Genomic DNA, 26789 nt, shown 5'->3' on the forward strand with positions numbered 1-26789 from the left:
ATCCGGGGCGCGGGAATTTTCCAGGAAAAACCTTTCGGAACGCCGCGATTGTATTATAATATAATGTACTTAGTTGACTTTTAGTTATGGTTTCACCAGGCTGTTCAACGCGGGCGAGGTGCTGATATGGAAACGGCTTATGATACGGGGATGGAAGGGGCGCTGCGCGCACGCCTTCTGGGGAGAAGCTTTCTGCAGAAATCCGGGATGACCGCGGCGATGGTGCGGGAGGTCACCGGGCGGGAGAGCTGGAAGGCGGCCATGGCGCGCGTCCTTCTTGACCATGGGATTCCCTGTGGGCCGAACTGCCAGCTCCCGGCATATGTGAACATTCCCCGGGGTGCCGGGATGGCGGGAAGATTTACCTGCACGGAAATTTTTGAGATTGTCCGGACAGCCGGATTTTATGAGGAGGAGCCGGAGGAGGGCTGGCTGGCATTTTCCTACCATTTTGCCTGCCGGATTCTCTATCCGGACAAGGCAGCGGAGGAGGAGGACGACAGGCGCCGCGCCCCGGTGATCCTTTTCCTCGAGGTGCTGCAGTTTTTCTTCGACTATGAGAAGAAGGCGGTCGCGCATGAGCCCTTCTGGGATTTTGACTTTCTCCGCGGTGATGAGATCGGGAAATTTGAGGCGGCAGAGGAATATCGGGCATTTCTGCGCTATTTCCGCGCGGAGTACATCTACGAGATGATGCGGCTCAATCTTGAGGTGACTTCGTTCCATACACTGGAACATATCGCCGGTGTCCACCATGTCGCGATGCACGTGGCGAGGGGGCTTTACCAGGCGGGCGTTCCCGTGGATCTCGCGATGGTCTCCGGGGCAGCGGCCGGGCATGATCTTGGCAAGTTCGGCTGCAAGCCCAACGAGAAGGTTCCGTTCCTGCACTATTTTTACACCGACCAGTGGTTCCGGGCGCACCGGCTCGAGGCGATCGGCCATATCGCCGCGAATCATTCCACCTGGGATCTGGAGCCGGAGAACCTGTCGGTGGAGTCCCTGATCCTGATCTACTCGGATTTCCGGGTGAAGCAGAGCAGGACGCCGGACCACCAGCCGGTGACCGTGATTTCGAGCCTGGGCGCGGCTTTCGACGTCATCCGGAACAAGATGTACAACGTGGACGCGAAGAAGCTCCGCCGCTACAAGGGCGTCTATGCCACGTTGACGAATTTTGAGGATTTTATGCGCAGGAAGGGCGTTGACACAGCGCTGAACGGCAGCACCATTTTCCCGCAGGAAATGCCGAAGCTGACCCTCCGGGACGGGCAGGATACGGTGGAATCCCTGGTGCTCATGGGGGTTGAGCACGACATCGGCGTCATGCGGCGGCTGTCCATGGGCCGCCAGTTCGGCAATTTCCTTGAGGCGGCAAGAAGCGAGAAAAACTGGAAAAATCTCCGCGCCTACCTCTCGATTTTTGAGCAGTACATTATCTACATCAGCGACAGCCAGAAGCGGCAGGCGCTGCAGTTCCTCTATGAGCTGATGATGCACCGTGAGGGGGACATCCGCCTCACCGCGTCCCGCCTGATCGGCAAGGTGATCGCGCAGTTCCATTTCGGCTACCGGAAGCAGTATCCCCAGGGGATGCCGGACAAGGCGAGAAATGAGGTCAATGCCCTCTGGCGCGTGTATCTGGAGAAGACGCTCGACCCGGATCTCCGCCTGAATTCTGTGCAGAAGATCCGCATCGGCAACCGCCTGAAATCCCTGGTTGGCGCGCTCATGGCGTACGCGGACCCGCTCGATATCGGGGATTTTATCGGAACCTTCCTGGAGCGGTTTCAGGATCCGGAGGGGACGGACGACCTGGATGCGTTCTATCTCATGAATTCCTTCCAGGAGCTGCCGCTCGGCGTGCTTACGCCGGAACAGCTCCGGCGCGCCGGGCATTTTCTTGCTGTGAAGGCGGTCTCCGAAAGACGCGAGACCCAGGTTTCCGCCTGGCGGGCGGCGAAGGTTCTTGTGCAGTTTAAGCCGGACAATGACGCCGCGGATGAGATCCGCAGGGCGGTGGAATCGGTGGATGTGTCGGGAAATGTGACCCTGCTCTACCTCCGCTTCCGGATCCGGGGCTGCCTCGGCCTCGACGTTGCGGAGGAGGAAGAGCGGCTCTATGGAAATGACGTGGTTGCCGATATTTTCCTGGATGATCTGAAAAATGCGACACCGTGGATCGTGAAGGAGGTCAACATCAAGCTCCTGAAGAACCAGATGCGCCACGGGAGCACGAAGCACAGCCTGCACATCGCCTCCCACCTGGCCAATCTGCTGAAGGTCAGTGACCACGTGCTGGTCCGCTGGAGCGCCGGCGACGCCCTCCTTGAGGTCATCCGCATGCTCCGCCAGGACGAGCGGAACGAGGTGGTTGTCGAGCTGATGCGCGGCCTGGAGATCACCGGAACCAATTATTCCGCCTACATCCCGGAATATCTGGGGCAGGTTGCCCTGTGGCTGCCGCTCGGGCAGCTCCGCGAGGTGGTTCACTATATCCGGAGCCTCCTGGCCAATGCGGATGAGCGGATCGTGGCAGGCGCGATGGACACCGCCGGCGTCATGCTGATGCACTGGCCGGAGTACCGGGAGCGGTTCCGGATCTCGGACGCGGAGTACCGGAAGGGGAGGATCGTCTTCCTCGGCGCCATTCTCCGCGGATTCGCGAGCTACCGTCCGTCGGTCCGACAGGAGGCGATGATGGTGACGGGGCAGCTCTTTGCCTCGAAGCGGTTCCCGGAGGAGGAAAAATTTGCCCTGTGCATTCTCGGCGCCAAGAAATACCTGTTTCTCCTGAACGAGGCGATGAGCGACGAGTCCTCGCTGTTTTACCGGGCCTGCGCGATCTCCGCGATCAGCCGGTTCATCAAGAACTGGCAGATCGATCACGGTCCGATCGCGATCCCCGAGCGGGAGAAGGTCGCCTTTTTCCCAGGCACCTTCGACCCCTTCACGCTGTCCCACAAGGAGATCGTCACGGAGATCCGGAACCGGGGATTTGAGGTCTATCTCGCGGTGGATGAGTTCAGCTGGTCCAAGAAGACACAGCCGCACCTCATCCGCCGGCAGATCGTCAGCATGAGCATCGCGGACGAGCTGCACGTAAACATTTTCCCGGACGATATCCCGGTCAATATCGCCATGCCGAAGGATCTCCGCCGCCTCCGGGAGCTGTTCCCGGGGCGGGAGGTCTACATGGTCGCGGGCAGCGACGTGATCGCCCACGCATCCTCCTACAAGAAGGAGCCGGTGCCCTACTCGATCCACAGCATGAACCACATCGCGTTCCGGCGCGTCGGGCCGAAGGACGCGGATTCCCGGTACAACCGGGGGATGCTGCACGCGATCCAGGGAAATGTCGAGGAACTGGAGCTCCCGGTTCGCCTCGAGGAGATCAGCTCGACGATGATCAGGGAAAATATCGATATGAACCGTGATATCAGTAACCTGATCGACCCGGCGGCCCAGGAATATATCTATAACAACAGCCTTTACCTCCGCGAGCCGGAGTATAAGCCGCTGGCGAGCGGGATGGTGGTCGCCTTCGAGGACGCGGATATCCGGTCGGCTGAGGTACAGGAAGAGCTCTGCCACACCCTGTTTGAGAACTACGAGCAGAGGATCGGGATGATCCGGCAGATGGCGGAGAGCGGGGATGATGTGCTGATCCTCCGCAATATGCTCCGGGACAATAAGATCGTCGGCGCGGTGTTTTACCGCTGCCTCGAGCCGGATACGGTGTTTGACGCGCTGGGAAATGTCCAGATTGCGGATCTTGTCCGCCACCGCACGTCCGGCAAGGTCCTCCTGATCACCGGCCTGTTCACGGAGCCGGATTCGATGATGGGTGATCCCGACCAGTTCCTGCTCGCCGAGGCGATTGCCAGGTCGTTCAGGGCGGGATGCAGCTACAGCATCTGCTATCCTTCCTTCGGGCCGATCCCGGACACTGCGGTGTCGGCGCTGCGCCGGCAGGGCTATCAGGAGGCCACCGGGTATGAAGATGAGGTTCCGGTGTGGATGGTGGACATGCATGAGCCCCTGGTGATCCTGAAAAACCTGGAGACAACCATCAAGGAGCCGCTGGCCTCGAGCCCGCAGGTGCGCCGGACCATCGAGAGGGCGCACAGGCGCCTCCAGGAGACGATGACCCGCCTCTATCCGGGACAGCTTGTCCTCTCCGTCTCCTCGGCGACGATCTATCCGCGGCTTGTGGAGAAGATCACGCACCTCAACGGTGTGCCGAATCACGCGGTCACCCCGCGGACACTGGGGCCGTATATGTGCGTGCCTTTCGGCAAGATCCTGAGGGACAAGGTAATTCCCAACACGGTCACGAAGACATTGCACACAGATAAGGTCTATGATCCCGGGATCAACCAGTGGAAAATCGAGGCATTCCCCAACTATACGCCGCTGGAGACGCAGATCCGCATGATCCATTCCTTTGAGCGGCCGGTCATCCTTGTGGACGACATCCTGCATGAGGGAGACCGGTTCATGGCGCTCGACCCGATTCTCCGGAGGGAGCATGTGGAGGTGAAGAAAGTCATCACCGGGGTGATTTCCGGGCACGGGCACAGCATCATGGCCGTGCGCGGCGTGGATGTGGACAGCGTCTACATGATCCCGAACCTCCGCCAGTTTGTCGCGGAGTCCACGCTCTATCCCTTTATCGGCGGGGACACCGTCAGGCGGAATGAGCAGAAGATCTCGGGGCTTTCGCCGTCGGTGAACATGATCCTGCCGTACACCTCGCCGCACCTTGAGGGCGCGGACGGTAATGCGGTCTATGAATTTTCCCGGTGCTGCATCGAGAATTCCCGGGACATCCTTCTCGCCCTGGAGGAGAATTATCTGACCCGCTTCGGGAGGAACCTGACACTCGGGCGTCTCGCCGAGGCGGTTATTGCGCCGCTCTGCCCGGACCGGGGGAGCGCTGTGAACTATGACCCGAACCTTCGGGCGAGCATGTACCTGGACAATGACCTCGAGCAGCTTTATCGGATCCGGAAGATCGCCGCGCCGGAGGGCTAGCGGAGGATTCTCCTCTGGTAGGCCTTCCTGAGCCGCAGGTAGGCGGCGATGTCCGCGGCGGCCTGGTAGTCGGCGCCGAGATTGTATTTTTCCGCAGTGTCACGGAGCTGGTCCCAGACATGGTCGCTGATCCGCCGGAGCTCCGCCTCGTATTCTGCCCGGCTAAGGTGCCGACCCTCCGCGATGGCGTCCGCCTCGATGCCGGTCACGGCGATGCCGCCGGCGCTGGAGGCGCGGCAGGGGAGGATCGCGATGCCCTGGCTCTTCAGGTATCGGTTGGCCTGCCGGGTAAATGGCGAGAAAGCGCCCTCGCAGAGGTAGCGGATTCCGCCCTGGGCGATCCGCACGGCATCATCCAGGTTGATTTCCCGGGCGATCGCGCAGGGGATGCCGATATCCGCGGGAATGCTCCAGACTCCGCGCCCGGGGTGATATTCCGCGCCCTCCCGCATGGCGGCGTACGCCTGGAGGTCTGTGTGCCGGGCAAATTTTACGCGCTTGAGCTTCTCCGTGTCCATCCCGTTTGGGTCGTAGACCCACCCCATCGTGTCGGAGCAGGCGGTCACCGTGGCGCCGAGCGACTGGAGCTTCTCCATGGCGGCGATGCCGACACTGCCGGCACCGGAGACGACGGCGGTCATTTTCCTGAGGTCAAGCCCGCGGTCGCGGAGAAAGGCGGTGAGGAGAAGGACGGCGCCATAGCCTACCCCCTCGCGCTTCAAGGGGGAACCCCCGTTTTCCGGGAGGCGGCCTACCAGGGGGGCGGTGTCAAGATTGGTGTAATTCCGGTATTCGTCCACAAGGATCTCGACGATATCGCCTTCCATGCCGACGTCCGGGGTCAGGATATCGTCCAGCGGATCGATGTGCCGATAGAGCTCACGGACAAAGCTTCGGAGAAAGGAATGGATTTCCCGGGCGGTGTGCTGCTCAGGGGCGAAGGAGACGCCGCCCTTCGCGCCGCCGAAGTGCTGGCCGGTCAGTGTGCAGCGGAGCAGTGTGTCCAGGCCGGTGGATTTCACCGAGTCCAGGGAGACCTTCTCCCGCATGCGGATTCCGCCCTTGCAGGGACCCAGGATGTCCGTATACTCGACGCGCCAGGCGGGGGTGATCCTCGACCGGTCCTTCTCGTCGGTCCAGTAGACATTGAAGGAGATCTCCTTCATGGGACAGAGGATATTTTCCAGAATCTCCGCGTCGCGCTGCTGCTCCGGCGCGTAGTCCACCAGCGGGCGGAGCGAAAGAAGAAATTCCTTCACAGAAGCCAGATACTGCGGCTCCTTTGTGGTGCGTTCGCGTATTCTGCGGAAAACTTCATCAGTACAGGACATAAGGGTCTCCTTCCGGTCGTTTCTGACCTGCCGATTTCCGATAAAATCGGGGTCTGTTCAGGACGCCGCATTCCGCGGAGCTTTGCGCGATGTGCTGAACAGGAATTAAGTATTAAGATAGCAGATTTTCCTGGAAAATGACAGGGGGGAATCCTTCGGGAAAATATTATTCTGACTGTTGTATCTGTTGGGAAAATGTGCTAAATTCGAGACAGTAAAAATGAAAAATATCAGCAATACGACAGAGAACAGAGAGTCGGCGCGCGAACATCCGGAAGGGTGTCTGTCTGCCGCTCTCTTTTTTTACGCGCGCTGTGAAGATTGGCGCGCAGTGACAAGAAAACCACGAGAAGGAGACGCACTATGGAAACGTATATCATGGCCCTGGATGCGGGCACAACCAGCAACCGCTGCATTCTTTTCAATCACCGCGGGGAGATGGTCTCGGTGGCGCAGAAGGAATTCCAGCAGTTCTTCCCGCACCCCGGGTGGGTCGAGCATGACGCCAACGAGATCTGGCAGACCCAGCTGATCGTCGCCAGGGAAGCCCTGCGGAAGGCGGGGATCACGTATCGGCAGGTCGCCGCAATCGGCATCACAAACCAGCGGGAGACGACCATTGTCTGGGATCGGAAGACCGGGCAGCCGGTCAGCAACGCGATCGTCTGGCAGTGCCGCCGGACCTCGGATTTTACGGAAAGGCTCAAGGCGGATTACCCGGAAGTCGTGGATATTTTCCGGAAAAAGACAGGGCTTGTGATCGATCCTTATTTTTCCGGAACCAAGATCCGCTGGATTCTCGACAATGTGCCCGGCGTGCGCGAGAGGGCGGAGAAGGGCGAGCTGGCCTTCGGCACCGTGGATTCCTGGCTGATCTACAAGCTGACGAAAGGGAGAGTGCACGTCACCGATTACTCGAACGCATCGAGAACGCTCCTCTTTAATATCCACACGCTCCAGTGGGATGAGGAGCTCTGCCGGATTCTGGATATCCCGATGAGCCTTCTCCCGGAGGCTAAGCCGTCAAGCTGGGTATACGGCGAGACAGACCCGGAATTTTTTGGCGGACCAGTCAAAATCGCGGGCGCCGGCGGCGACCAGCAGTGCGCCCTGTTCGGCCAGACCTGCTTTAATCCCGGCGAGGCAAAGAACACCTACGGCACCGGGGCCTTCCTCCTGATGAACATCGGGGAGAAGCCGGTGCTCTCCAATAACGGTCTGGTCACCACCATCGCCTGGGGACTGGACAATAAGGTGGTGTATGCTCTTGAAGGTTCCGTCTATGTTGCCGGCGCCGCGATCCAGTGGCTCCGGGATGAACTCCGTGTGGTGGATTCCTCCCCGGATTCTGAGTATTACGCAACCCGCGTGAAGGACACCAACGGCTGCTATGTGGTTCCGGCATTTACCGGCCTCGGCGCGCCCTACTGGGATCCGTACGCGAGAGGTGTGATCACCGGGCTCACCCGCGGCGTCAACAAGTACCACATCATTCGCGCGACGCTGGAGTCGCTGGCTTTCCAGTCGAATGACGTTCTCGAGGCTATGGAGAAGGATTCCGGCTATCCGCTCTCGTCCCTCAAGGTGGACGGCGGCGCCTGCCGGAATGACTTCCTGATGCAGTTCCAGGCGGATATCAGCAATGCGCCGATCCGTCGGCCGTCCTGCGTGGAGACGACAGCCATGGGCGCCTCCTATTTCGCCGGGCTTGCGGTCAGCTACTGGGAGGGCAGGGACGATATTCTGAAGAACTGGTCGATCGACCGGGAGTTCATGCCCAGGATGAACCAGGATGAGCGGGAAAAACAGCTCCGCGGCTGGCGGCAGGCGGTCGCGGTCACACGCGGATGGGCAAAACCGGAAGAAAAGGCTTGATCTTTCCGCATACTTGCGGTATCACATAAATAGCAGAATTTCATAGGGATGCAGGAGACGAAGAGTATGCATGTGGGCCGTGGAGACGCGGCTTTATGTGCATACTTTTTTTGCGCAGAGTACTTAGCGAACGCGAGCGAAGCGAAGCGTGAGCTTAGTACGAGCCACGCAAAGATGCTTAGCAAGAACAAGCGTAAGCGCAGTTCGAGCTTAGCAGCTTTGCCAGCGCAGAGTACTTAGCGAACGCGAGCGAAGCGAAGCGGCATCCGCCAGAAGGACAGGAGGAGTAGGGATCATGTATGATGTGGTAATTATCGGCGCCGGCGTCAGCGGAAGCGCGGTGGCGAGAGAGCTTTCCCGGTACAACGCCAATATCTGTGTGCTGGAAAAGTGCGAGGATGTCTGTGACGGGACATCGAAGGCGAACAGCGCCATTGTCCATGCCGGATATGACTGCGAGCCGGGCTCTCTCATGGCGAAGCTGAACGTGGAGGGGAACCGGATGATGGGCCAGCTGGCCGAGGATCTGGATATCCCGTTTGACCGCTGCGGCTCCCTTGTGGTCTGCACGGACGAGAATGAGCGCGGAGGCCTCGACAGGCTCCTGGAGAAAGGCAGGAAAAACGGCGTCCCGGATCTCCGGATCATCGAGCGCGATGAGCTGGTCCGGATGGAGCCCAACATTTCCGATACCGCTGTGGCGGCGCTTTTTGCGCCCACGGCCGGAATTATCTGTCCGTTTACCCTGAATATCGCGATGGCGGAGAACGCTAATGTGAACGGCGTGGAGTTCCGCTTTAATACGGAGGTTTACGAGATCCACCGGAAAGAGGATGCCTTCGAGATCATCACGAATAACGGCACGGTGTTCTCACGCTGCGTGGTCAATGCCGCCGGCGTCTACGCGGATAAATTCCACAACATGATGAGTGCGGAGAAAATCCACATTACCCCGAGAAAGGGCGAGTACTACCTGCTTGATAAGAGTGCCGGGAAGCACGTGAACCACACGATCTTCATGCTGCCGACGAAGATGGGCAAGGGCATCCTGGTGTCCCGAACCATCCACGGCAACCTTCTGGTTGGCCCGACGGCCACCGATATCGAGAACCGGGAGGGCAACAACACGACCCGCGAGGGCCTTGATGAGGTTGCGGAAAAGAGCGCCCTCACCGTGAAGAACGTACCTCTCCGCTCGGTGATCACCTCCTTTGCCGGCCTCCGCGCCCATGAGGATCACCATGAATTTGTCATCAAAGAGCTTGAGGACTGCCCGGGATTTGTCGATGTGGCGGGAATCGAGTCCCCCGGGCTGACCTCCAGCCCGGCAATCGGAAAGATGGCTGCGGACATTGTGGAAGGCATTTTCCACTTTGCGAAGAAGGATCGCTGGATCGGGACGAGAAAAGGCGTGATCAATCCGGCGAAGCTTACGATGGAGGAGAGAAACGCGCTGATCCGGAAGAATCCGGCATACGGCAGGATCATCTGCCGCTGTGAGACGATCTCCGAGGGCGAGATCCTTGACGCGATCCACCGCCCGCTCGGCGCGAAGTCCCTCGATGGCGTGAAGCGCAGGACGAGGGCCGGAATGGGCCGCTGCCAGGCAGGATTCTGCTCGCCGAGGGTCATGGAGATTCTCGCCAGGGAGGTTCCGGGCGTTTCCATGTACAATGTCACGAAGACCGGCGGCGGGTCGAAGCTGATTGTCGGCGATATCAAGGATACCCTTGAGGGAGGAGCGCAGTGATGGAAAATTATCAGATTGTCATTATCGGCGGCGGCCCCGCCGGACTTGCCGCGGCAGCCGCGGCGAAGAAGAACGGCGAGGACAGCATCCTGATCCTCGAGAGGGACAATGAGCTGGGCGGCATCCTGAACCAGTGCATTCACAACGGCTTCGGCCTCCACACCTTCAAGGAGGAGCTGACCGGCCCGGAGTACGCCGGCCGCTTCATCGACGAGGTTAAAGGGCTGGGCATCGAGTACCGCCTCGACACCATGGTGCTCTCCATCAGCCGGGATAAGGTGGTCACCGCCATGAACCGCAGGGACGGCATGTTCCAGGTGCAGGCGAAGGCGGTCATCCTGGCCATGGGATGCCGGGAGCGGCCGAGGGGCGCCCTGAATATCCCGGGCTACCGGCCGGCCGGCATCTACACCGCGGGAACCGCGCAGCGGCTGGTCAACATCGAGGGGTATATGCCCGGGCGTGAGGTAGTCATCCTTGGTTCCGGCGATATCGGTCTCATCATGGCGCGCCGGATGACCTTCGAGGGCGCGAAGGTGAAGGTTGTCGCCGAGCTTATGCCCTACTCCGGCGGCTTAAAGAGAAATATTGTCCAGTGTCTGGATGATTTCGGCATCCCGCTGAAGCTGTCCCACACGGTTGTGGATATCGAGGGCAAGGAGAGGGTGAAGGGGGTTACCATCGCCGCCGTTGACGGACACGGAAAGCCGATTCCGGGAACCGAGGAGCATTACACCTGCGATACCCTGCTTCTCTCCTGCGGCCTGATTCCGGAGAACGAGCTCTCCCTGAGCGCCGGCGTGGAGCTCAGCCCGCGCCACAAGGGGCCGGTGGTCAATGAATCCCTGGAGACCAATGTGGACGGCATCTTTGCCTGCGGCAACGTCCTTCACGTCCACGACCTGGTAGACTATGTATCGGAGGAGGCCACAACCGCCGGAAAGAACGCGGCCGCCTATGTCCGCGGCGAGACAAAGACGGAAAACGGGGCTCCGGTGGAGCTGGTTCCCGGCGAGGGGATCGGCTATACAGTTCCGGAGACGATCCGCCCGGAGGTCATGACGGACATCCTGACCGTCAGGTTCCGTGTGCGCAACGTCTACAAGGATCATTTCATCAGCGTGTATTTTGACGGTGAACGGGTCCAGCACAGGAAAAAGCAGATTGTGGCGCCGGGAGAGATGGAGCAGGTGATCCTGCAGAAGAAGGATCTGCTCGCGAGGCCGGACATGAAGAAGATTACGATTTGTCTCGAGGAGGCGTGAGGGCAATGAAGAGGACGATTACCTGCATCGGCTGCCCGATGGGCTGCCAGGTGACTGTAGATTATGACGGTGAGGATATCCACAGCGTGACCGGGAACACCTGCAAGCGCGGGGATATCTACGCCCGTAAGGAAGTGACGCATCCGACGAGGATCGTGACCTCCACCGTCCGGGTGGACGACGGCCGCATCCCGCAGGTTTCCGTGAAGACTGCGCAGGATGTGCCGAAGGAGAAGATTTTCGAGGTGATGGATGCGCTGAAGGGCGTGCATGTTGCCGCTCCGGTCCGGATGGGCGATGTGATCCTGGAAAATGCCGCCGGCACCGGGGTGAACATCATCGCCACAAAGAACGTTCCGAAGACCGCGTGACGCTTATGCGCCATTTCGCGGCTCATGCCGGACCTTTGACACGGCAGTCATTTTCGGTTTCTGCGCGCAGGTGTTTCGTTTGGCGATTCCCGGCGCCGGAGAGCGGATAGAGAAGCGCGTGCGGCCTCCCGCCGGACTTGTCCCGGAAGGCCGCACGCACTTTGCGTTCTGCGGGTTATCCTCCAGCATGCAGCCAAGCGTAGCAGGCGCTCGGACCCCCACATCGGGCGAAGCTTTGCTTCACGAGATGTGGGGGTTGAACAGCGACTAAACCTTGCCCTTCGTTTCCCCGGGCAGCGTTTGACGGATAGGGAAAAAGCGGATATAGTGTTAACTGTTCAGCACATGCGCGTTCTGAACAGTTACGATTTTATGACAGGAATCCGGAAAAATCGGAGCGATTGCCTGCCTGCGGGCAGGCTTGAGGTTATCCATGGAAGAAAAAATAAACAGGAATGACCGCCCGGGCGGGGAATCCGCCGGCAGCGCGGGGCGCGGCAGGGCAGCCCGGAAAAGCCGTATTGCCCGGCGGGAGAGAGACCGCCGCAGGCGGCGCAGGGCACGGCGGAGGCAGCAGCGCCTCCGCGGTATGCTCACGCTGGCGGTGATGGCCGCGGCGGCCGCCGCTGTGTTTCTTTTCCTGATGAATATGGTCACGGCCGGCGGCCGGAGAAATGCCGCCGCCGCGATGATGGAGACTTCCGCAGCCGCCGGCGCATCCGGGGAGGAGTTCTCGGCGGGCATTGTGGAAAGCGATGCAGCAGACACAGAAAGCGGATCCGGAGGCGCATTGTCGGGCACGGATGGCGGACCAGGGAGCACTTCGGCGGATGGCAGCGTGGACGGAAACGTGAGGCAGCCATCGGAAAGCGCATCGGACGTCGGATTTTTCCGCGGCTATCAGCCGGATGCCTCCGGCGCCCAGCCGGTCGCGGACACGGCGGTGGCCAGCCCGTACGCTGTGCTGGTCAATCTGGATACCGGGAAGGTTGTCGGGGCAAAGAGCGCCGACGCGGTGATCAGCCCGGCATCAATGACCAAAATCATGACGATCCTTGTCGCCGCCGAGCATGTGCGGAGCCTGGACGATACCTTTACGATCACGCAGGAAATCAGCGACTACGTCTACCGGAATGACTGCAGCACGGCGGGTTTCCAGGTTGGGGATACCGTGACTATCCGCGACCTGATGTACGGGACGATCCTGCCGTCCGGCGCGGACGCCTCCCTGGGGCTTGCCGCCGCGCTCGCCGGCTCGCAGGACGCCTTTGTCGTTCTGATGAATGAGAAGGCGGCGGAACTCGGGCTTTCCGGGACGGCGCATTTTACCAGCTGCATCGGCATATACAATGAAGACAACCACTGCACGGTGACGGATATGGCGATGATCCTCAAGGCTGCCCTGGAAAATGACCTCGCGCGCGAGGTTCTCTCCGCCCACACCTACACGACGGGGCCGACCGCGGAGCACCCGGAGGGGATCACCCTCTCCAACTGGTTTCTCCGCCGGATCGAGGACAAGGATGCCAAGGGAACCGTCGTGGCGGCAAAAACCGGCTTTGTCGTCCAATCCGGGAACTGCGCGGCGAGTTATAATGAAGGAAATGACGGCGGGCACTACATCTGCGTTACGGCGGGGGCGACCAGCAGCTGGCGGTGCATCTACGATCACGTGGCCATTTACCAGGAGTTCCTGGGCTGAGCCGGAGAGCGGGGGAGTTATGGAAATGGAGAGAAAACATCACACCGGGCTCTGTCCGGTGTTCAAAAAGTGCGGCGGCTGCCAGTATCTGGACTTGCCCTATGCCAGCCAGCTCGCGAAGAAGGAAGCGCGGATGCGGGAGCTCCTTCGCGGCATCTGCGAGGTTAAGCCGATCCACGGCATGGAGGATCCGTTTCATTACCGGAACAAGACGCACGCCGTGTTCGGGAAAGACCGGAGAAGGCAGGTTGTCTGCGGGATTTACCAGGAAGGGACGCACCGCATCGTCCCGGTGACCTGGTGCATGATCGAGAACGAGAAGGCGGACGAGATTATCCAGACGATCCGCGGGATGCTCCGGTCTTTCCGCATCCCGGTCTACGATGAAGACACCGGGTACGGGCTGCTGCGCCATGTCCTCATCCGGACCGCCCGCGCGACGGGGGAGATCATGGTTGTCCTTGTCACGGCGGGGCCGGTCTTTCCGTCGAAGAACAATTTCGTGCGGGCGCTCCGGGAAAAGCACCCGGAGATCACCACGGTTATCCAGAACATCAATGGAAAGATGACCAGCATGGTGCTCGGCGAGCGGGAGCACGTGCTCTGGGGCAGGGGAAGCATCGAGGATGTCCTCTGCGGGATGCGCTTTGAGATTTCCTCCAGATCCTTCTACCAGATCAATCCGGTGCAGACCGAATATCTGTACGGCGAGGCGATGCGGCTTGCCGGGCTCGGCAAGGGCGAGACGGCAGTTGACGCCTACTGCGGCATCGGCACAATCGGGCTGCTCGCAAGCCGGAACGCGGGGCAGGTGATCGGCGTGGAGCTCAACTCGGATGCAGTCCGGGACGCGGTCCGGAATGCCAGGAGAAACGGGATCCGGAATATCCGGTTTTACCAGAATGACGCCGGGGTGTTCATGAACCAGATGGCCGCCCAGGGTGCCCGCGCGGATGTGGTCTTCCTGGATCCGCCGAGAACCGGGAGCACGGAGGAATTTCTCCGCTCGGCGGCACGGATAGCGCCTTCCCGGATCGTGTACATCTCCTGCGGGCCGGAATCCCTCGCGAGGGATCTCCGGGTGCTCGGGAAGCTTGGCTACCGGGCGGAGAGCTGCCAGCCGGTAGATATGTTCCCGGAGACGGATGAGATCGAGAATGCCGTGCTTCTCCGGAGACAGGAAAATGGGAAGGGGCGCGGATGATTTCCGCGGGAGCGGACAGAAAAGGAGCGGGGAATTTCTCCCCCGCGGAGGGCAGGCTATGAAAAAAATCAGCATCGTGGTGCCTACGTTCAATGAGGAACTCAACGTGATCCCCCTGTCGGAGGCGATCACGAGGGAGATGGCGGACACGCTGCCGGAGTACGACTACGAGATCATTTTCATCGACAATGACTCGAAGGACAATACCCGGCCGGAGCTCCGGGAGCTCTGCGCGAAAAATCCCCGGATCCGCGCCATCTTTAATGCCAAGAATTTCGGCCAGTTCAACTCGCCGGTCTACGGCATGACCCAGGCTTACGGGGATGCGGTGATCCTGATGTGCGCGGATTTCCAGGATCCGGTGGAGATGATCCCGAAATTCGTCCATGAGTGGGAGAAGGGGTACCAGGTCGTCGCCGGGCAGAAGACCAGCTCCCAGGAAAACAAGCTGATGTATTTCATGCGGGGGCAGTATTACAAGATCCTTCATAAATATTCCGAGGTGGAGCAGATCGAGCAGTTCACCGGCTTCGGCATCTACGACCAGAGCTTTATCGAGGTGCTCAGGAACCTGCATGATCCGACGCCGTTTCTCCGCGGGATTGTGGCGGAATTCGCGAGCAGCGTGAAGACGATCCCCTACGATCAGCCGAGACGGCGGGCAGGGAAGACCAGCAACAATTTCTACCGCCTCTATGACGCGGCGATGCTGAGCTTTACCTCGTACACGAAGATCGGCCTCCGGCTCGCGACATTCATCGGCTTCTTTTTCGCGGTGCTCAGCTTTCTCATCGCGCTGGCGTACCTTATCCTGAAGCTGATCTACTGGAACCGCTTCTCCGCCGGCACGGCGCCGATCCTGATCGGCATTTTCCTCCTGGGGTCGCTGCAGCTGATTTTCATCGGCCTGATCGGCGAGTATGTCCTCAGCATCAACCAGCGGGTGATCAACCGGCCGCTGGTGATCGAGAAGGAGAGGATCAATTTCGGGACACCGGGGAGGGCAGAAGGCACAGGCCGGCCCGCAGCGGAGAATTTGGAGAACGGGGCACCGGACAGAAGAGGGAATGGGTCCTCCCTCCCGGAACCTGAAAAAAATCGCAAGGGGGGAGAAGGACGATGAAACAGAGATTAGCGGACTATGTTGCGGAATTCTTTGTCAGTCATGGGGTGACTGACGTGTTCAGCGTCGTCGGCGGCGGTGCCATGTTCCTGAATGACGCCTTCGGGCATAAGGTGGGACTCCACGTCACCTACAATCACCATGAGCAAGCCTGCGCCATCGCGGCGGAGGCCTACGCCCGCCTGGAAAATAAGATTGCCGCGGTCTGCGTGACCACCGGCCCCGGAGGCACAAATGCTCTGACCGGGGTTGCCTGCGGCTGGCTGGATTCGATCCCGATGTTTATCGTGAGCGGGCAGGTCCGCTATGACACAACCGCCCGGTACGCGGAGAGATTCACCGGGGCGAAGCTCCGTGCGGTGGGGGACCAGGAGTACGATATCACCCTGGCGGCGAAGGCGATGACCAAATATGCGGTCATGATCGAGGATCCGAAGATGATCCGGTATGCCATGGAGAAAGCCTGGCATCTGGCGGTCACCGGCCGCCCGGGGCCTGTTTGGGTGGACATCCCGGTGAATTTTCAGGGAACGGTCATCGAGACGGACGAGCTTTCGGGCTACGATCCCGCCGAGGATGACAAGACGCTCCCGCCCGCGGTGCCGGAGGATACTGTGGAGACGATCCTCCGGAAGATCCGCGCGGCGAAGCGGCCGGTCTTCTATGCCGGCTACGGGATCCGCCTCGCCGGTGCCTACGAGGTCTTCCGGTCGGTGGCGGATAAGCTCGGCATCCCCGTGGTCACCTACTGGAATGCCATCGACCTGATCGAGACGGATCACCCGCTCTATGTGGGGCGCGCGGGAAATATGGGCGACCGGCCGGGAAATTTCGCCATTCAGAACGCGGACCTCATTCTGGCTGTCGGGACGCGCATTTCCATCCGGCAGGTCGGCTACGACTGGAAGACCTGGGCGCGCGCGGCAGAGGTCATCATGGTGGATGTCGATGCCGCCGAGATGAAGAAGCCCACCATCCATGTGGAGATGCCGGTCTGGGCGGACGCGAAGGATTTTCTCATGAGGATGGACAGCCTGATCGGGGACACACCGGTATTCCCCGGCGAGGACTGGCGCCGGATCTGTCGGGACTGGAAGAAGAATTACCCGGTCGTTCTTCCGAAGCACTGGGAGGAAAATGGAAAGACAGCCAATGTCTATGCCTTTGTCGGCTACCTCTCCTCAAGGCTCCCTTCGGGCACCCTGGCCGCGGTCTCGAACGGTGCCTGCTGCGTGGCAGGCCATCAGGCCTGGGTCATCAAGAAGGGCAGCCGTTTTGACAACAACAGCGCGATCGCCAGCATGGGCTACGGCCTTCCGGCGGCGGTCGGCACCTGCGTCGGCGGCGGAAGGAAGACTACGGTCTGCCTCGAGGGCGACGGCAGCATTATGATGAATCTCCAGGAACTGCAGACGATCATCACAAACCGCCTCCCGGTCAAGATTTTCCTCATCAACAACAGCGGGTATCACTCCATCCGCCTCACCCAGCGCAATTTGTTCGCGGATCACAGCCGGGTGGGCATAGGACCTGAGTCCGGCGACCTGGGCTTCCCGGAGTTCCGCAGGATTGCGGAGGCGTTCGGCTATCCGTATCTCTCCGCGCACAGCAATGCGGAGATGAAGAAGGCGGTGGATCAGGCGCTCGCGATGGAGGGTCCGCTGTTCTGTGAGATTTTCACCGACACGGACCAGGTATGGGAGCCCAAGAGCAGCACGAGGAAGCTTGCGGACGGGCGCCTGGTCAGCTCGCCTCTCGAGGATCTCGCCCCCTTCCTTCCTCGGGAGGAGGTAAAGCGGAATATGTTCATCCCGATGGTGGACGGGGAGGACGGATGAGCGGGCAGCGGGCCATCGTCTCCGGCGCGACCGGCGCCCTCGGGACGGCCCTTGTGCGGGAGCTTGTCCGCCGCGGCGCGGAGGTTCTTGTCCTGGTTCATCCGAATTCCCCGAGACGGGCGAATCTTCCGGTCCATCCCGGGGTCCGCCTTCTCGACTGCGGCATGGAGGACTTCTCACGCCTGGAAAATTCCTCCGCCCCGTATGATGTGTTCTATCATCTCGCCTGGGCGGGAACCTCTGGTGCGGGAAGAAATGATATGTATCTGCAGAATGCCAATGTGCGCTATGCGCTGGACGCCGTGGGGATGGCAAAGAGATTCGGCTGTCGGCGTTTTGTCGGCGCGGGATCCCAGGCGGAGTACGGAAGGGTATCGGGAAAGCTCACCGCCGATACGCCGCAGCGCCCCGAGATGGGCTACGGCTACGCGAAGCTCTGCGCGGGGGAGATGACCCGGGATTATGCCCATGCGCTCGGCATTTCCCATGTCTGGATCCGGATTCTCAGCCTTTACGGGCCGAAGGACGGGCCGCAGAGCATGGTCATGTCCACGATCCGGAAGCTCGCCGCGGGAGAAATTCCGGAATTCACCCCGGCGGAGCAGCGGTGGGACTATCTTTACAGCGGCGACGCGGCGGAGGCATTCGCGGATCTCGCAGACCGGGGACGGGATGGCGGCATCTATGTTCTCGGCAGCGGAACCGCGAGGCCGCTCCGGGAATATATTGAAGAAATCCGCGACGTGGTGAGGCCCGGCGCAGCCCTGGGCATCGGGAAGCTTTCCTACGCGAAAAACCAGGTGATGTACCTCTGCGCGGATACCGGGGATATCTTCCGGGATACCGGCTGGATGCCGAAGACGCCGTTCCCGGAGGGAATCCGGGCGATCCTGGCGGACCAATAGCGGCCGGCAGCCCCGGGGCGGGGAAAGCGGATTCCGGCGGGCTCAGGCCATGCGGTGTGAAAATGCCGGTTTAGGCAGGCTTTGCCGATGCCGGCGGCGGAAAATCAGGAGGCGGAAATGCAAACTTTGAGCGTACCTGTCTATCAGCTGCACCTGTCCTTGCGGACAGACGGCCTGGATGCGGATGGGCGTGAGATCCTGCGGAGATACGGCCATGTGGAGAAGGAGCTCAGCAGGGATATCCTGGTTCGCGGTGACATGATGCTGCATACCCTGCACTATGCCATCCAGCGGGCGTTCGGATGGACGAACAGCCATCTCCACGCCTACCGGCTCCCGGAGCGGATCTTCCAGAAGATGACCGGGGGCACGGTGCCGGAGGAGGGAGACCCGGGACCGGTCCGCCACGACGGCTCCTTTGCCGAGTGGAAGGGATACTGCGGGCTGTATTTCCGGTTCCCGAGCACGGATTATGAGGATCTCTACTGGGATGATGACGATTCGGAGGGGCAGGATCCGGAAACCTGGATGAGGCAGAAATATCTCCGCCCGAGCCCTTACCGCGGGCAGTCGGAGCACAGGAAATTTATCCGTCACGCCCTGGAGGACTTTGTCCTCCGCTTCCCGGAAATTCCGTCCGATCCGCTGGTCTCGCCGGAGAAAAACCGGGAGCGGATGGTGCAGGTTCCGGTGGCGCGCTCGATCCTACACGACATCGAGAACTTCCATGAGGGAAATGCCAACGAGCTTCTTGAGCGCCTCCCGGTCATGGATGTGATGGTGCCCGCGGAGGAGCTCGACGGCGAAGATGAGCTCCGGGACGAGCTCGCGGTCCTGAAGAAGATTCAGGCGAGAACCGACAGCGACCTCCCGACATTTCCGGTGACCTCATCCTTAATCTACGTCTATGATTACGGGGATGGCTGGACTGTCGAGATCACGGCGGTCCGCCGCGTTACGCCGGAGGAGCTCCCGGAGATTCCGCATCTCCCGTTCTGCGCCAGCCTGGACGGCATCCAGGTCATGGATGATGTGGGCGGCATCTGCGGGTTTGCGGATTTCCTCAGGACCATCCACGAGGGAACCGCGAAGGACATCGCGGAGTCGAGGGAGTGGGCGGAAAATCTCTGGAACTGGTCGGAAAGCCTGAAGGATGCCCGCTCGCTGCTCTGAGATGTTTCGGAAGCTCCGCGCCGGGGCGGGGATGCCCCGCGCGGGATGGGGATCTGCCCCCGGGGCGGGGCGGAACCCCTGGGGGCAAGGGCGGAAAAATCGGGACTGTACATTTTCCGCAGCCTGTGCTATAAAAGAACAGGTAAAAAGAATAGCGGACAGGGGAGCTGATCTGGCTGAGAGGTGCGGATATCCGCACGACCCGTAAACCTGATTTGGATAATGCCAACGTAGGAATCGAAGAAGAGGTGCGAATCTTCGTGTCCAGAAGATGTATGCTGAGCGGAATCCCTGCGGGTTCCGCTTTTTTCAGCTTCCGAAGCAGTCTGCCATTGTCTAAAGGAGGATACGCTATGCGTCACGAACAAATCAAAAAACTTGCGGCTTCCGGCATGCTGGTTGCGGTCATCATCTGCCTTTCGGGGTTCTACATCCCGGTCGGTGCTTCGAAGTGCTTCCCCGTCCAGCACATGGTCAATGTCCTTGCGGCGGTGCTGCTCGGTCCCTGGTGGGGAGTTGGCATTGCCTTCTGCGCATCCCTCATCCGGAACATGATGGGTACCGGCACCTTGCTGGCTTTCCCGGGCAGCATGGTGGGCGCGCTCTGCTGCGGCCTCATGTACGGGGCGACGAAGAAGCTTCTTCCCACCTGCTTTGCTGAGGTCTTCGGCACCGGCGTCCTTGGCGGCCTTCTTGCCTGGCCGGTTGCCGTGTTCGTCATGGGGAAGACAGCGGCGCTCTTTGCGTATGTGCTGCCGTTTCTCGTCAGCACAGCGGGCGGCACGCTCATCGCCGCGGTTTTGATCGGAATTATGATGAAGTCCCACGCCCTGGATTATCTCCGGGCCGTGCTGGAGAACTGACCGCCGGTATCCGGCGGGATAACCGGGAGGGAGAGGCGGTATGGCGGAACGGGTGATTTTCCATGTGGATGTCAACAGCGCTTTTCTTTCCTGGACTTCAGTGAAGCGCCTGGAACATGGGGAGAGCGATCTCCGCGATATCCCCGCGGTGATCGGCGGGGATCCGGGAAAGCGGACAAGCATCGTCACCGCGAAGTCCATTCCGGCGAAGAAACTCGGGATCCGGACCGGGGAACCGGTGTCCATGGCGCTCCGGAAATGCCCGGATCTCGTCATTGTCCCCTCGGATTTTGCCTGGTACCGGGAGTGCTCCCGGCGGTTCATCGCGGCCTGCCGGAATTATTCGCCGGATCTGGAGCAGTTTTCCATCGATGAGTGTTTTCTCGACATGAGCGGGATGAGGCGAATTTTCCCGGATCTTCTCGCGGCAGCGGGAAAGCTCAAGGACGAGATCAGGGACACCCTGGGATTTACCGTCAACGTCGGCGTCGGGAGCAACAAGCTGCTGGCGAAGATGGCCTCCGATTTTGAGAAGCCGGACAAGGTTCATACGCTCTTTACCAAGGAGATTCCAGCAAAGCTCTGGCCGCTTCCCGTGCCGGAGCTCCTTTTTGTCGGAAGGGCGTCGGCGGAGCTCCTCGCGAGAAATGGCATCCGCACGATCGGTGACCTCGCCTCAGCGGACACCGCATATCTCGCGGGGCTGGTTGGGAGGAAAGCCGCGGAACAGTATCATGCCTACGCAAACGGCATCGATGACGCCCCGGTGCAGAGTGCGCCGCCTGAGGCAAAGGGATTCTCGGTCTCCACGACGACGGAGGAGGATGTCACGGAGCGGGCGGAAGCGCACGCGATCCTGAAGGATCTCGCGGACAGCGTGGCGTCCAGGATGCGGCGCGCGGGCTACCGGGCCTACGGGGTCAGCGTGCAGATCCGCGCCGGCGATTACAGCGTCAGGGTTAACCGGTCGCGCCAGACGAAGCTGGAAAATCCGACGGACATCACCCGGGAGGTCTGGGAGGTCTCCTGCCGGCTGTTTGACAGCCTCTGGGACGGCCGCACGGGGCTCCGGCTTCTCGGCATCCGCCTGTTCGGGCTGACGACGGAGGACAGCTGCCAGCTGGATCTGTTCGGCACACAGGAAAAACGCGAAAAAGAGGAGAGGGCGGACCGGGCGCTGGATGCCATCCGCGGCAAATTCGGCCGCGGCGCGATCAGCCTCGGCCCCCGGGGAAACCTTGCCGGAAGGCTGCGTGATGACAGCAGGGAACCGGGCGGATCCGAAAAACAAGATCCGCCCGGCCGAGGGAAAGGATAGATCAGGAGGCGAGCATTCTTGAGAGAAATGCCCGCGTCCTGTCCTGGCGGGGGTTGGTGAAGATGTTCAACGTGAATCATCATTCCTCCGAAAATATTTTTTTAAAGTATTGACAAAAAGGGGATGCGCCTGTATATTGATAACAGTAATCGTTATCGATTTCAGAAAGGAGAGGTCCAGTGAGAAAGAGCAGTAAGCAACGGGACTGCATTCGAGATAATTTAGCTCACCGAACCGACCATCCGACAGCGGATATGATTTTTCATGACATTCGTCAGGAGTATCCCAATGTCAGCCTGGGAACCGTCTATCGCAATCTGGCGCTCCTCGAGAAACTCGGTGAGATTCAGAAACTCAGCTGCTCGGATGGAGCGATCCGCTACGACGGCAATATCCACCCGCATACGCATTTCCAGTGCAGGGTGTGCGGGCGCGTCTATGATCTCCCCGGGGATTATCCGGAGAGGATTCTCAGAGAGGCGCAGAAAGCCGCGCCGGATAAACTGTTCGAGAGCTGCAGCGTGACATTTACCGGCGTATGCCGGGAATGCAGGGACAAAGGTTTGGAAACAGAAACAGCGAACCGCATGGCAGAAAATGCTATGTGAGAAAGGAAGGAAAATTATGGCAAAGTGGGTATGCAGCGTATGTGGTTATGTTTATGAGGGTGATGCAGCTCCGGCTCAGTGTCCGGTATGCAAGGCTCCGGCTTCCAAGTTCGTGAAGCAGGAGGAAGAGATGACCTGGGCCGCCGAGCATGTGATCGGTGTTGCCTCTGATGCTCCGGAAGATATCAAGGAAGACCTCCGCGCGAACTTCACCGGTGAGTGCACAGAGGTTGGCATGTACCTGGCTATGTCCCGCGCTGCCTTCCGTGAGGGCTACCCGGAGGTAGGTGAGTACTACAGAACCGCTGCTTTCGAGGAAGCTGAGCACGCGGCAAAGTTCGCCGAGCTGCTCGGTGAGGTTGTCTCCCCGTCCACAAAGCAGAACCTTACGGTTCGCGTTGAGGCGGAGAACGGCGCAACCGCGGGCAAGGCGGATCTTGCCAAGAGAGCTAAGGCTCTGAATCTTGACGCGATCCATGATACCGTCCATGAGATGGCACGCGATGAGGCTAGACACGGAAGAGCGTTCCAGGGTCTCCTCAAGAGATACTTCGGCTAATTGTTAAGAGAATCGAATATGATGAGCTTTGCCGGGCAGGATGTATTCCTGCCCGGTTTTGTGTTATGATGGTCGGACAGAAGCGAAAGAAGCAGCGGTTTTGGGCCGCGCGAAGGAACGGAGTTTTGTGCATGAATAAAGAAACATTTCCTACCCGCCTCTCGATGCTGGCGTCATTCCTCAGGGGGAGTGCCGGGTATTTCCTGGCTAGTGTGGTCTTTGCGTCATTGGCTTCCCTATTTGACCTGCTGAATCCGAAGATCGTCGCCTTCGTGGTCGATCACCTGCTGGAGAGCGGGAACCGGGCGGATGCATTTTCCTGGATCCGGGGGCACCTGTTTTTTGTGGCGGTCATCGTCACCCTGTTCACAGCTCTGGGCGCCCTGTCCCGCTATCTCTACAACCTCTTTAACGCGAAGGGGGCTGAGAAGCTGGTTGCCGGGATGCGGAACCGGCTGTTCGGCCATATCCAGCACCTGCCCTTCTCCTGGTTTATGGAAAATCCGACCGGCGACATTATCCAGCGCTGCACCTCCGACGTGGAGACGGTCAAGATGTTTCTCTCAGAGCAGCTGACCGGCATGCTGCGGATTGTCGTCATGCTGGCGATCGCCTTCTTTTTTATGTGCGGCATCAGCCTTAAGCTGACGGTGCCGGCGGCGGTCTTTGTCCCGGTGATTTTCCTGTACTCGCTGTTTTTCCACCGGGGGATCGGCCGCACCTTTCTCACCGCGGACGAGGAGGAGGGAAAGCTCTCCTCGATCGCCCAGGAAAATCTGACCGGCGTCCGGGTGGTTCGCGCTTTCGGCCGGGAGCGCTATGAAGAAAAGCGGTTTGCCCGCCAGAATACGGCCTACACCGGGGCATACAAGAAGCTGGGGATGCTGATCTCCATTTTCTGGTCGGTCGGGGACTTCATCTCCGGCCTCCAGGTGATGATCATTGTCGCCCTCGGGGCGGTGATGACCGTCCGCGGCGAGCTGACCCCGGGATCCTACATTGCCTTTGTCTCGTACAACGCGATGATTGCCTGGCCGGTCCGCATGCTCGGCCGCGTGATCTCCGATATGAGCAAGGCCGGCGTTTCCGTGGACCGGATCCGGGATATCATGAACGCGGAGGCGGAGAGCGATCCGGCGGGCGCCCTCTGTCCGCCGATGGACAGGGATATCGAATTCTCCCATGTCACCTTTTCCTACCGGAAGGATATGCCGCCGATCCTGGATGACGTCTCCTTCACCGTGAAGGCAGGGACGACCTTCGGCATCCTGGGCGGAACCGGATCGGGAAAATCCACGCTGGCGGCGCTGCTGCTCGGCCTCTACCCGCTTCCGGAGGGCTCCGGGACCATCACCGTCGGCGGCGTGGATGTGCGGAGGATCAGCCTGCCCTGGCTGAGGGGGCAGGTCGCCTTGGTCATGCAGGAGCCGTTCCTCTTCTCCGGAACGATCCGGGAGAATATCGCCATCGCCAGAAAAGACGCGGTGGAAAAAGATATCATAAAATCCGCGGAAATTTCCGATCTGGTGGAGACGATCAATAATTTTACCGACAAATATGACACAGTTGTGGGAGAACGCGGCGTAACCCTGTCCGGCGGGCAGAAGCAGCGGACAGCGATCGCCCAGGCGGTCATCCGGGACACGCCGGTGCTGGTCTTTGACGACGCGCTCTCGGCGGTAGATGCGGAGACGGACGTGAAGATCCGCCATGCCCTCCGGGAGGAGTTCCGGGGGAAGACGGTGATCCTGATCGCCCACCGGATCACCACCCTGATGGAGGCGGACCAGATCCTGATCCTCGACCACGGGAAGGCGGCAGGGATCGGGAGCCACGAGGAGCTCTATGCGGCAAATCCCATTTACCGGAAGGTGTGTGACATTCAGTCGGGGACAGGAGAGGAGGCGGAAAATGAAGACTTCTGAGGAAAAGAGCCTGCCCTGGTTCGGCATCCCGGCACTATTGCCCTATCTTAAGCCCTACCGCTGGAAAATGCTGGCGATGGTCATTTTCGGCATCCTGAGCAGCGCGGCGGATTCCATTTACCCGCTGTTCAACCGGTACGCGCTCAATCACTTTGTCGGGGAGAGGACGCTGGACGGATTTTCGGGATTTCTGCTGCTCTACGTGGCGGTGCTCGCCGGCCAGGTCATCTCCAACCTGGTGAGCTCCCTCCTGATCAGCTTCGCGGAGCTGGATATCGGGCGCGATCTCAAGAATACCGCCTTCCGTCACCTCCAGACGCTGTCGTTCTCATACTTCAACACACACAGCGTGGGCTACATCCACGCGAGGGTCATGAGCGATACGGACCGTATCGGCACGCTGGTGACCTGGCGGATGATGGATATTGTGTGGAATGTCTCCTATATCGTCTTTGTCTTCGGGGTGATGATGGCCGTGGATCTCCGGCTCGCTCTGCTCCTTCTCCTTCTGGTGCCCGCGGCAGCTTTCCTCGCCGCCGGGTTCCAGAAGAAACTGGTGGTGCTGAACCGCAGGGTCCGTGAGCTGAACGCGAAGATCACCGGCAATTTCAACGAGGGGATCACCGGAGCCCGGACGATCCGGACACTGGTCGCCGAGGACCGGATGCAGAGAGCCTTTGAGGAGGATACGGAGAAAATGCGCCGGGCGTCGGTGCATACCGCCCATGTCCAGGCACTCTTCACGGCTTCGGTGACGGCGATGGCGGGGCTTGCCCTGGCACTCGTCCTCTGGCGGGGCGGCAGGCTGACCCAGGCCGGCGCGATGCGGCTGGGGACACTCTCCGTTTTTATGTCCTACGCCCTCGGGATGATGGAGCCGATCCAGTACATCATCCAGGCGGCAGCCGCCCTGGTCAGCGCCCAGGTGAATATCGAGCGGTTTACCCGGCTTGCGGCGACCGCCTCCGATGTGCAGGACCGGCCGGAGGTGGTGGAAAAATACGGGGATTCCTTCCACCCGAAAAGGGAGAACTGGGAGCCCATCCGGGGCGATGTGGAATTCCGTGATGTCTCCTTCCGCTATCCGGACGGACAGGAGATGGTGCTGGAGCATTTTTCCCTCAAGGTGCCGGCGGGGACGAGCGTGGCCATCGTCGGGGAGACCGGTGCCGGAAAATCCACGCTGGTGAACCTGGTCTGCCGTTTCTATGAGCCCACCGAGGGGGAAGTTCTGATCGACGGGCGTGATGTGCGCGACCGTTCCCAGCTCTGGCTGCACAGCCGGATCGGCTATGTGCTCCAGACACCGCATCTCTTCTCCGGCACTGTCCGGGAAAACCTGCAATACGGAAAGCCGGACGCCTCGGATGAGGAGATCTGGAAAGCGCTCCGCCTGGTGTCAGCTGACCAGGTGGTCCTCCGGATGGGAGAGGGGCTGGACAGCCAGGTAGGGGAAGGCGGAAGCCTGCTCTCCACCGGGGAGAAGCAGCTGCTCAGCTTCGCCCGCGCGCTTCTCGCCGACCCGGCCATCCTGATCCTGGACGAGGCGACAAGCTCCGTCGACACGATGACCGAGCAGGCCATCCAGCGGGCGATCCGCACGGTCGTCGCGGGGAGAACCTCCTTCATGATCGCGCACCGGCTGTCGACGATTACCGGGGCCGATCTGATTCTCGCGGTGCGGGACGGAAAGATCGTCGAGAGCGGGACGCACCGGGAGCTGCTCCGGAAAAAAGGGTATTATTACCGCCTCTACACCCGGCAGGTTCAGGATCTCGCCACGGATGCGCTTCTCTGATGCCTTTTCCTTGTGGAACCTGCCCGGGCGTATTATTCTTTAATTAGAGAGAGTTGTCCAGAACCCCGCATCCCGCGAAGCTTTGATTCGCCCGATGTGGAGTTCCGGGCGCCGGAGGCGCCTGGCTGCATGCCGGGTTCCTTC

At 60.3% G+C, this 26789-nt stretch carries 18 protein-coding genes; 17 read left to right on the forward strand and 1 reads right to left on the reverse strand.

All coding sequences use genetic code 11. The features are described from left to right. Positions 1-126 precede the first annotated feature (126 nt). Complete coding sequence (locus ISF27_RS00170; protein ID WP_194608011.1) at positions 127-5037, forward strand: nicotinate-nicotinamide nucleotide adenylyltransferase; 4911 nt, start codon at positions 127-129, stop codon at positions 5035-5037. On the opposite strand, the gene ISF27_RS00175 is transcribed toward ISF27_RS00170, so the two are convergent. After that, complete coding sequence (locus ISF27_RS00175) at positions 5034-6368, reverse strand: Glu/Leu/Phe/Val dehydrogenase dimerization domain-containing protein (RefSeq protein WP_194608013.1); 1335 nt, start codon at positions 6366-6368, stop codon at positions 5034-5036. The genes ISF27_RS00170 and ISF27_RS00175 overlap by 4 nt on opposite strands. 363 nt (positions 6369-6731) lie before the next feature. On the opposite strand from ISF27_RS00175, the gene glpK reads away from it, so the two are divergent. The 16 genes from glpK (at position 6732) to ISF27_RS00250 (ending at position 26645) form a co-directional block, all read left to right on the forward strand. Next, on the forward strand, positions 6732-8243 hold the full coding sequence (gene glpK, locus ISF27_RS00180; RefSeq protein ID WP_194608015.1) for a glycerol kinase GlpK: 1512 nt from the start codon (positions 6732-6734) through the stop codon (positions 8241-8243). Positions 8244-8538: 295 nt separating this feature from the next. Next, positions 8539-9993: an NAD(P)/FAD-dependent oxidoreductase gene (locus tag ISF27_RS00185; RefSeq protein ID WP_194608017.1), complete on the forward strand. Its 1455-nt coding sequence runs from the start codon at positions 8539-8541 to the stop codon at positions 9991-9993. After that, a complete protein-coding gene (locus ISF27_RS00190) occupies positions 9993-11258 on the forward strand; it encodes an NAD(P)/FAD-dependent oxidoreductase (protein WP_194608019.1) in 1266 nt (421 codons plus the stop codon). Before ISF27_RS00185 ends, ISF27_RS00190 begins: the two co-directional genes overlap by 1 nt. A 5-nt stretch (positions 11259-11263) precedes the next feature. Further along, the gene (locus tag ISF27_RS00195) at positions 11264-11629 is read left to right on the forward strand and encodes a DUF1667 domain-containing protein (protein WP_194608021.1); all 366 of its coding nucleotides are present in this window, start codon (positions 11264-11266) and stop codon (positions 11627-11629) included. A 433-nt stretch (positions 11630-12062) separates the two neighbouring features. Beyond that, complete coding sequence (locus tag ISF27_RS13170; protein WP_235985969.1) at positions 12063-13331, forward strand: D-alanyl-D-alanine carboxypeptidase family protein; 1269 nt, start codon at positions 12063-12065, stop codon at positions 13329-13331. A gap of 25 nt (positions 13332-13356) precedes the next feature. Further along, entirely contained in the window at positions 13357-14535 is a 1179-nt protein-coding gene (gene rlmD, locus ISF27_RS00200) for a 23S rRNA (uracil(1939)-C(5))-methyltransferase RlmD (RefSeq protein WP_407926031.1), read from the forward strand. Between the two features lie 58 nt (positions 14536-14593). Beyond that, complete coding sequence (locus tag ISF27_RS00205) at positions 14594-15658, forward strand: glycosyltransferase family 2 protein (protein WP_194608025.1); 1065 nt, start codon at positions 14594-14596, stop codon at positions 15656-15658. Further along, positions 15655-17496, forward strand: a complete 1842-nt coding sequence (locus ISF27_RS00210; RefSeq protein ID WP_194608027.1) for a thiamine pyrophosphate-binding protein — start codon at positions 15655-15657, stop codon at positions 17494-17496. Before ISF27_RS00205 ends, ISF27_RS00210 begins: the two co-directional genes overlap by 4 nt. After that, on the forward strand, positions 17493-18401 hold the full coding sequence (locus tag ISF27_RS00215) for an NAD-dependent epimerase/dehydratase family protein (protein ID WP_194608029.1): 909 nt from the start codon (positions 17493-17495) through the stop codon (positions 18399-18401). The genes ISF27_RS00210 and ISF27_RS00215 overlap by 4 nt, the downstream gene beginning before the upstream one ends. Positions 18402-18518: 117 nt before the next feature. Further along, positions 18519-19574 carry an IS1096 element passenger TnpR family protein gene (locus ISF27_RS00220; RefSeq protein ID WP_194608031.1) on the forward strand — a complete coding sequence of 352 codons (1056 nt, stop codon included), beginning with the start codon at positions 18519-18521 and terminating at the stop codon, positions 19572-19574. Positions 19575-19927: 353 nt separating this feature from the next. Continuing rightward, positions 19928-20437 carry an energy coupling factor transporter S component ThiW gene (gene thiW, locus ISF27_RS00225; RefSeq protein ID WP_194608033.1) on the forward strand — a complete coding sequence of 170 codons (510 nt, stop codon included), beginning with the start codon at positions 19928-19930 and terminating at the stop codon, positions 20435-20437. 40 nt (positions 20438-20477) lie between these two features. Continuing rightward, a complete protein-coding gene (locus tag ISF27_RS00230) occupies positions 20478-21755 on the forward strand; it encodes a DNA polymerase Y family protein (protein WP_194608035.1) in 1278 nt (425 codons plus the stop codon). Between the two features lie 179 nt (positions 21756-21934). Beyond that, the gene (locus ISF27_RS00235) at positions 21935-22363 is read left to right on the forward strand and encodes a Fur family transcriptional regulator (protein ID WP_194608037.1); all 429 of its coding nucleotides are present in this window, start codon (positions 21935-21937) and stop codon (positions 22361-22363) included. Positions 22364-22379: 16 nt separating this feature from the next. Then, positions 22380-22922: an NADH peroxidase gene (locus ISF27_RS00240; RefSeq protein WP_194608039.1), complete on the forward strand. Its 543-nt coding sequence runs from the start codon at positions 22380-22382 to the stop codon at positions 22920-22922. Between the two features lie 131 nt (positions 22923-23053). Continuing rightward, positions 23054-24847 (forward strand): ABC transporter ATP-binding protein, encoded by a 1794-nt coding sequence (locus ISF27_RS00245; protein WP_194608041.1) that lies wholly within the window; start codon positions 23054-23056, stop codon positions 24845-24847. Beyond that, positions 24834-26645 (forward strand): ABC transporter ATP-binding protein, encoded by a 1812-nt coding sequence (locus ISF27_RS00250; protein WP_194608043.1) that lies wholly within the window; start codon positions 24834-24836, stop codon positions 26643-26645. The genes ISF27_RS00245 and ISF27_RS00250 overlap by 14 nt, the downstream gene beginning before the upstream one ends. The last annotated feature ends 144 nt before the right edge of the window (positions 26646-26789 follow it).

The organism is Clostridium vitabionis (assembly GCF_015351765.1).
In the GTDB taxonomy this organism is placed as follows: Bacteria; Bacillota; Clostridia; order Lachnospirales; family Lachnospiraceae; genus Clostridium_R; species Clostridium_R vitabionis.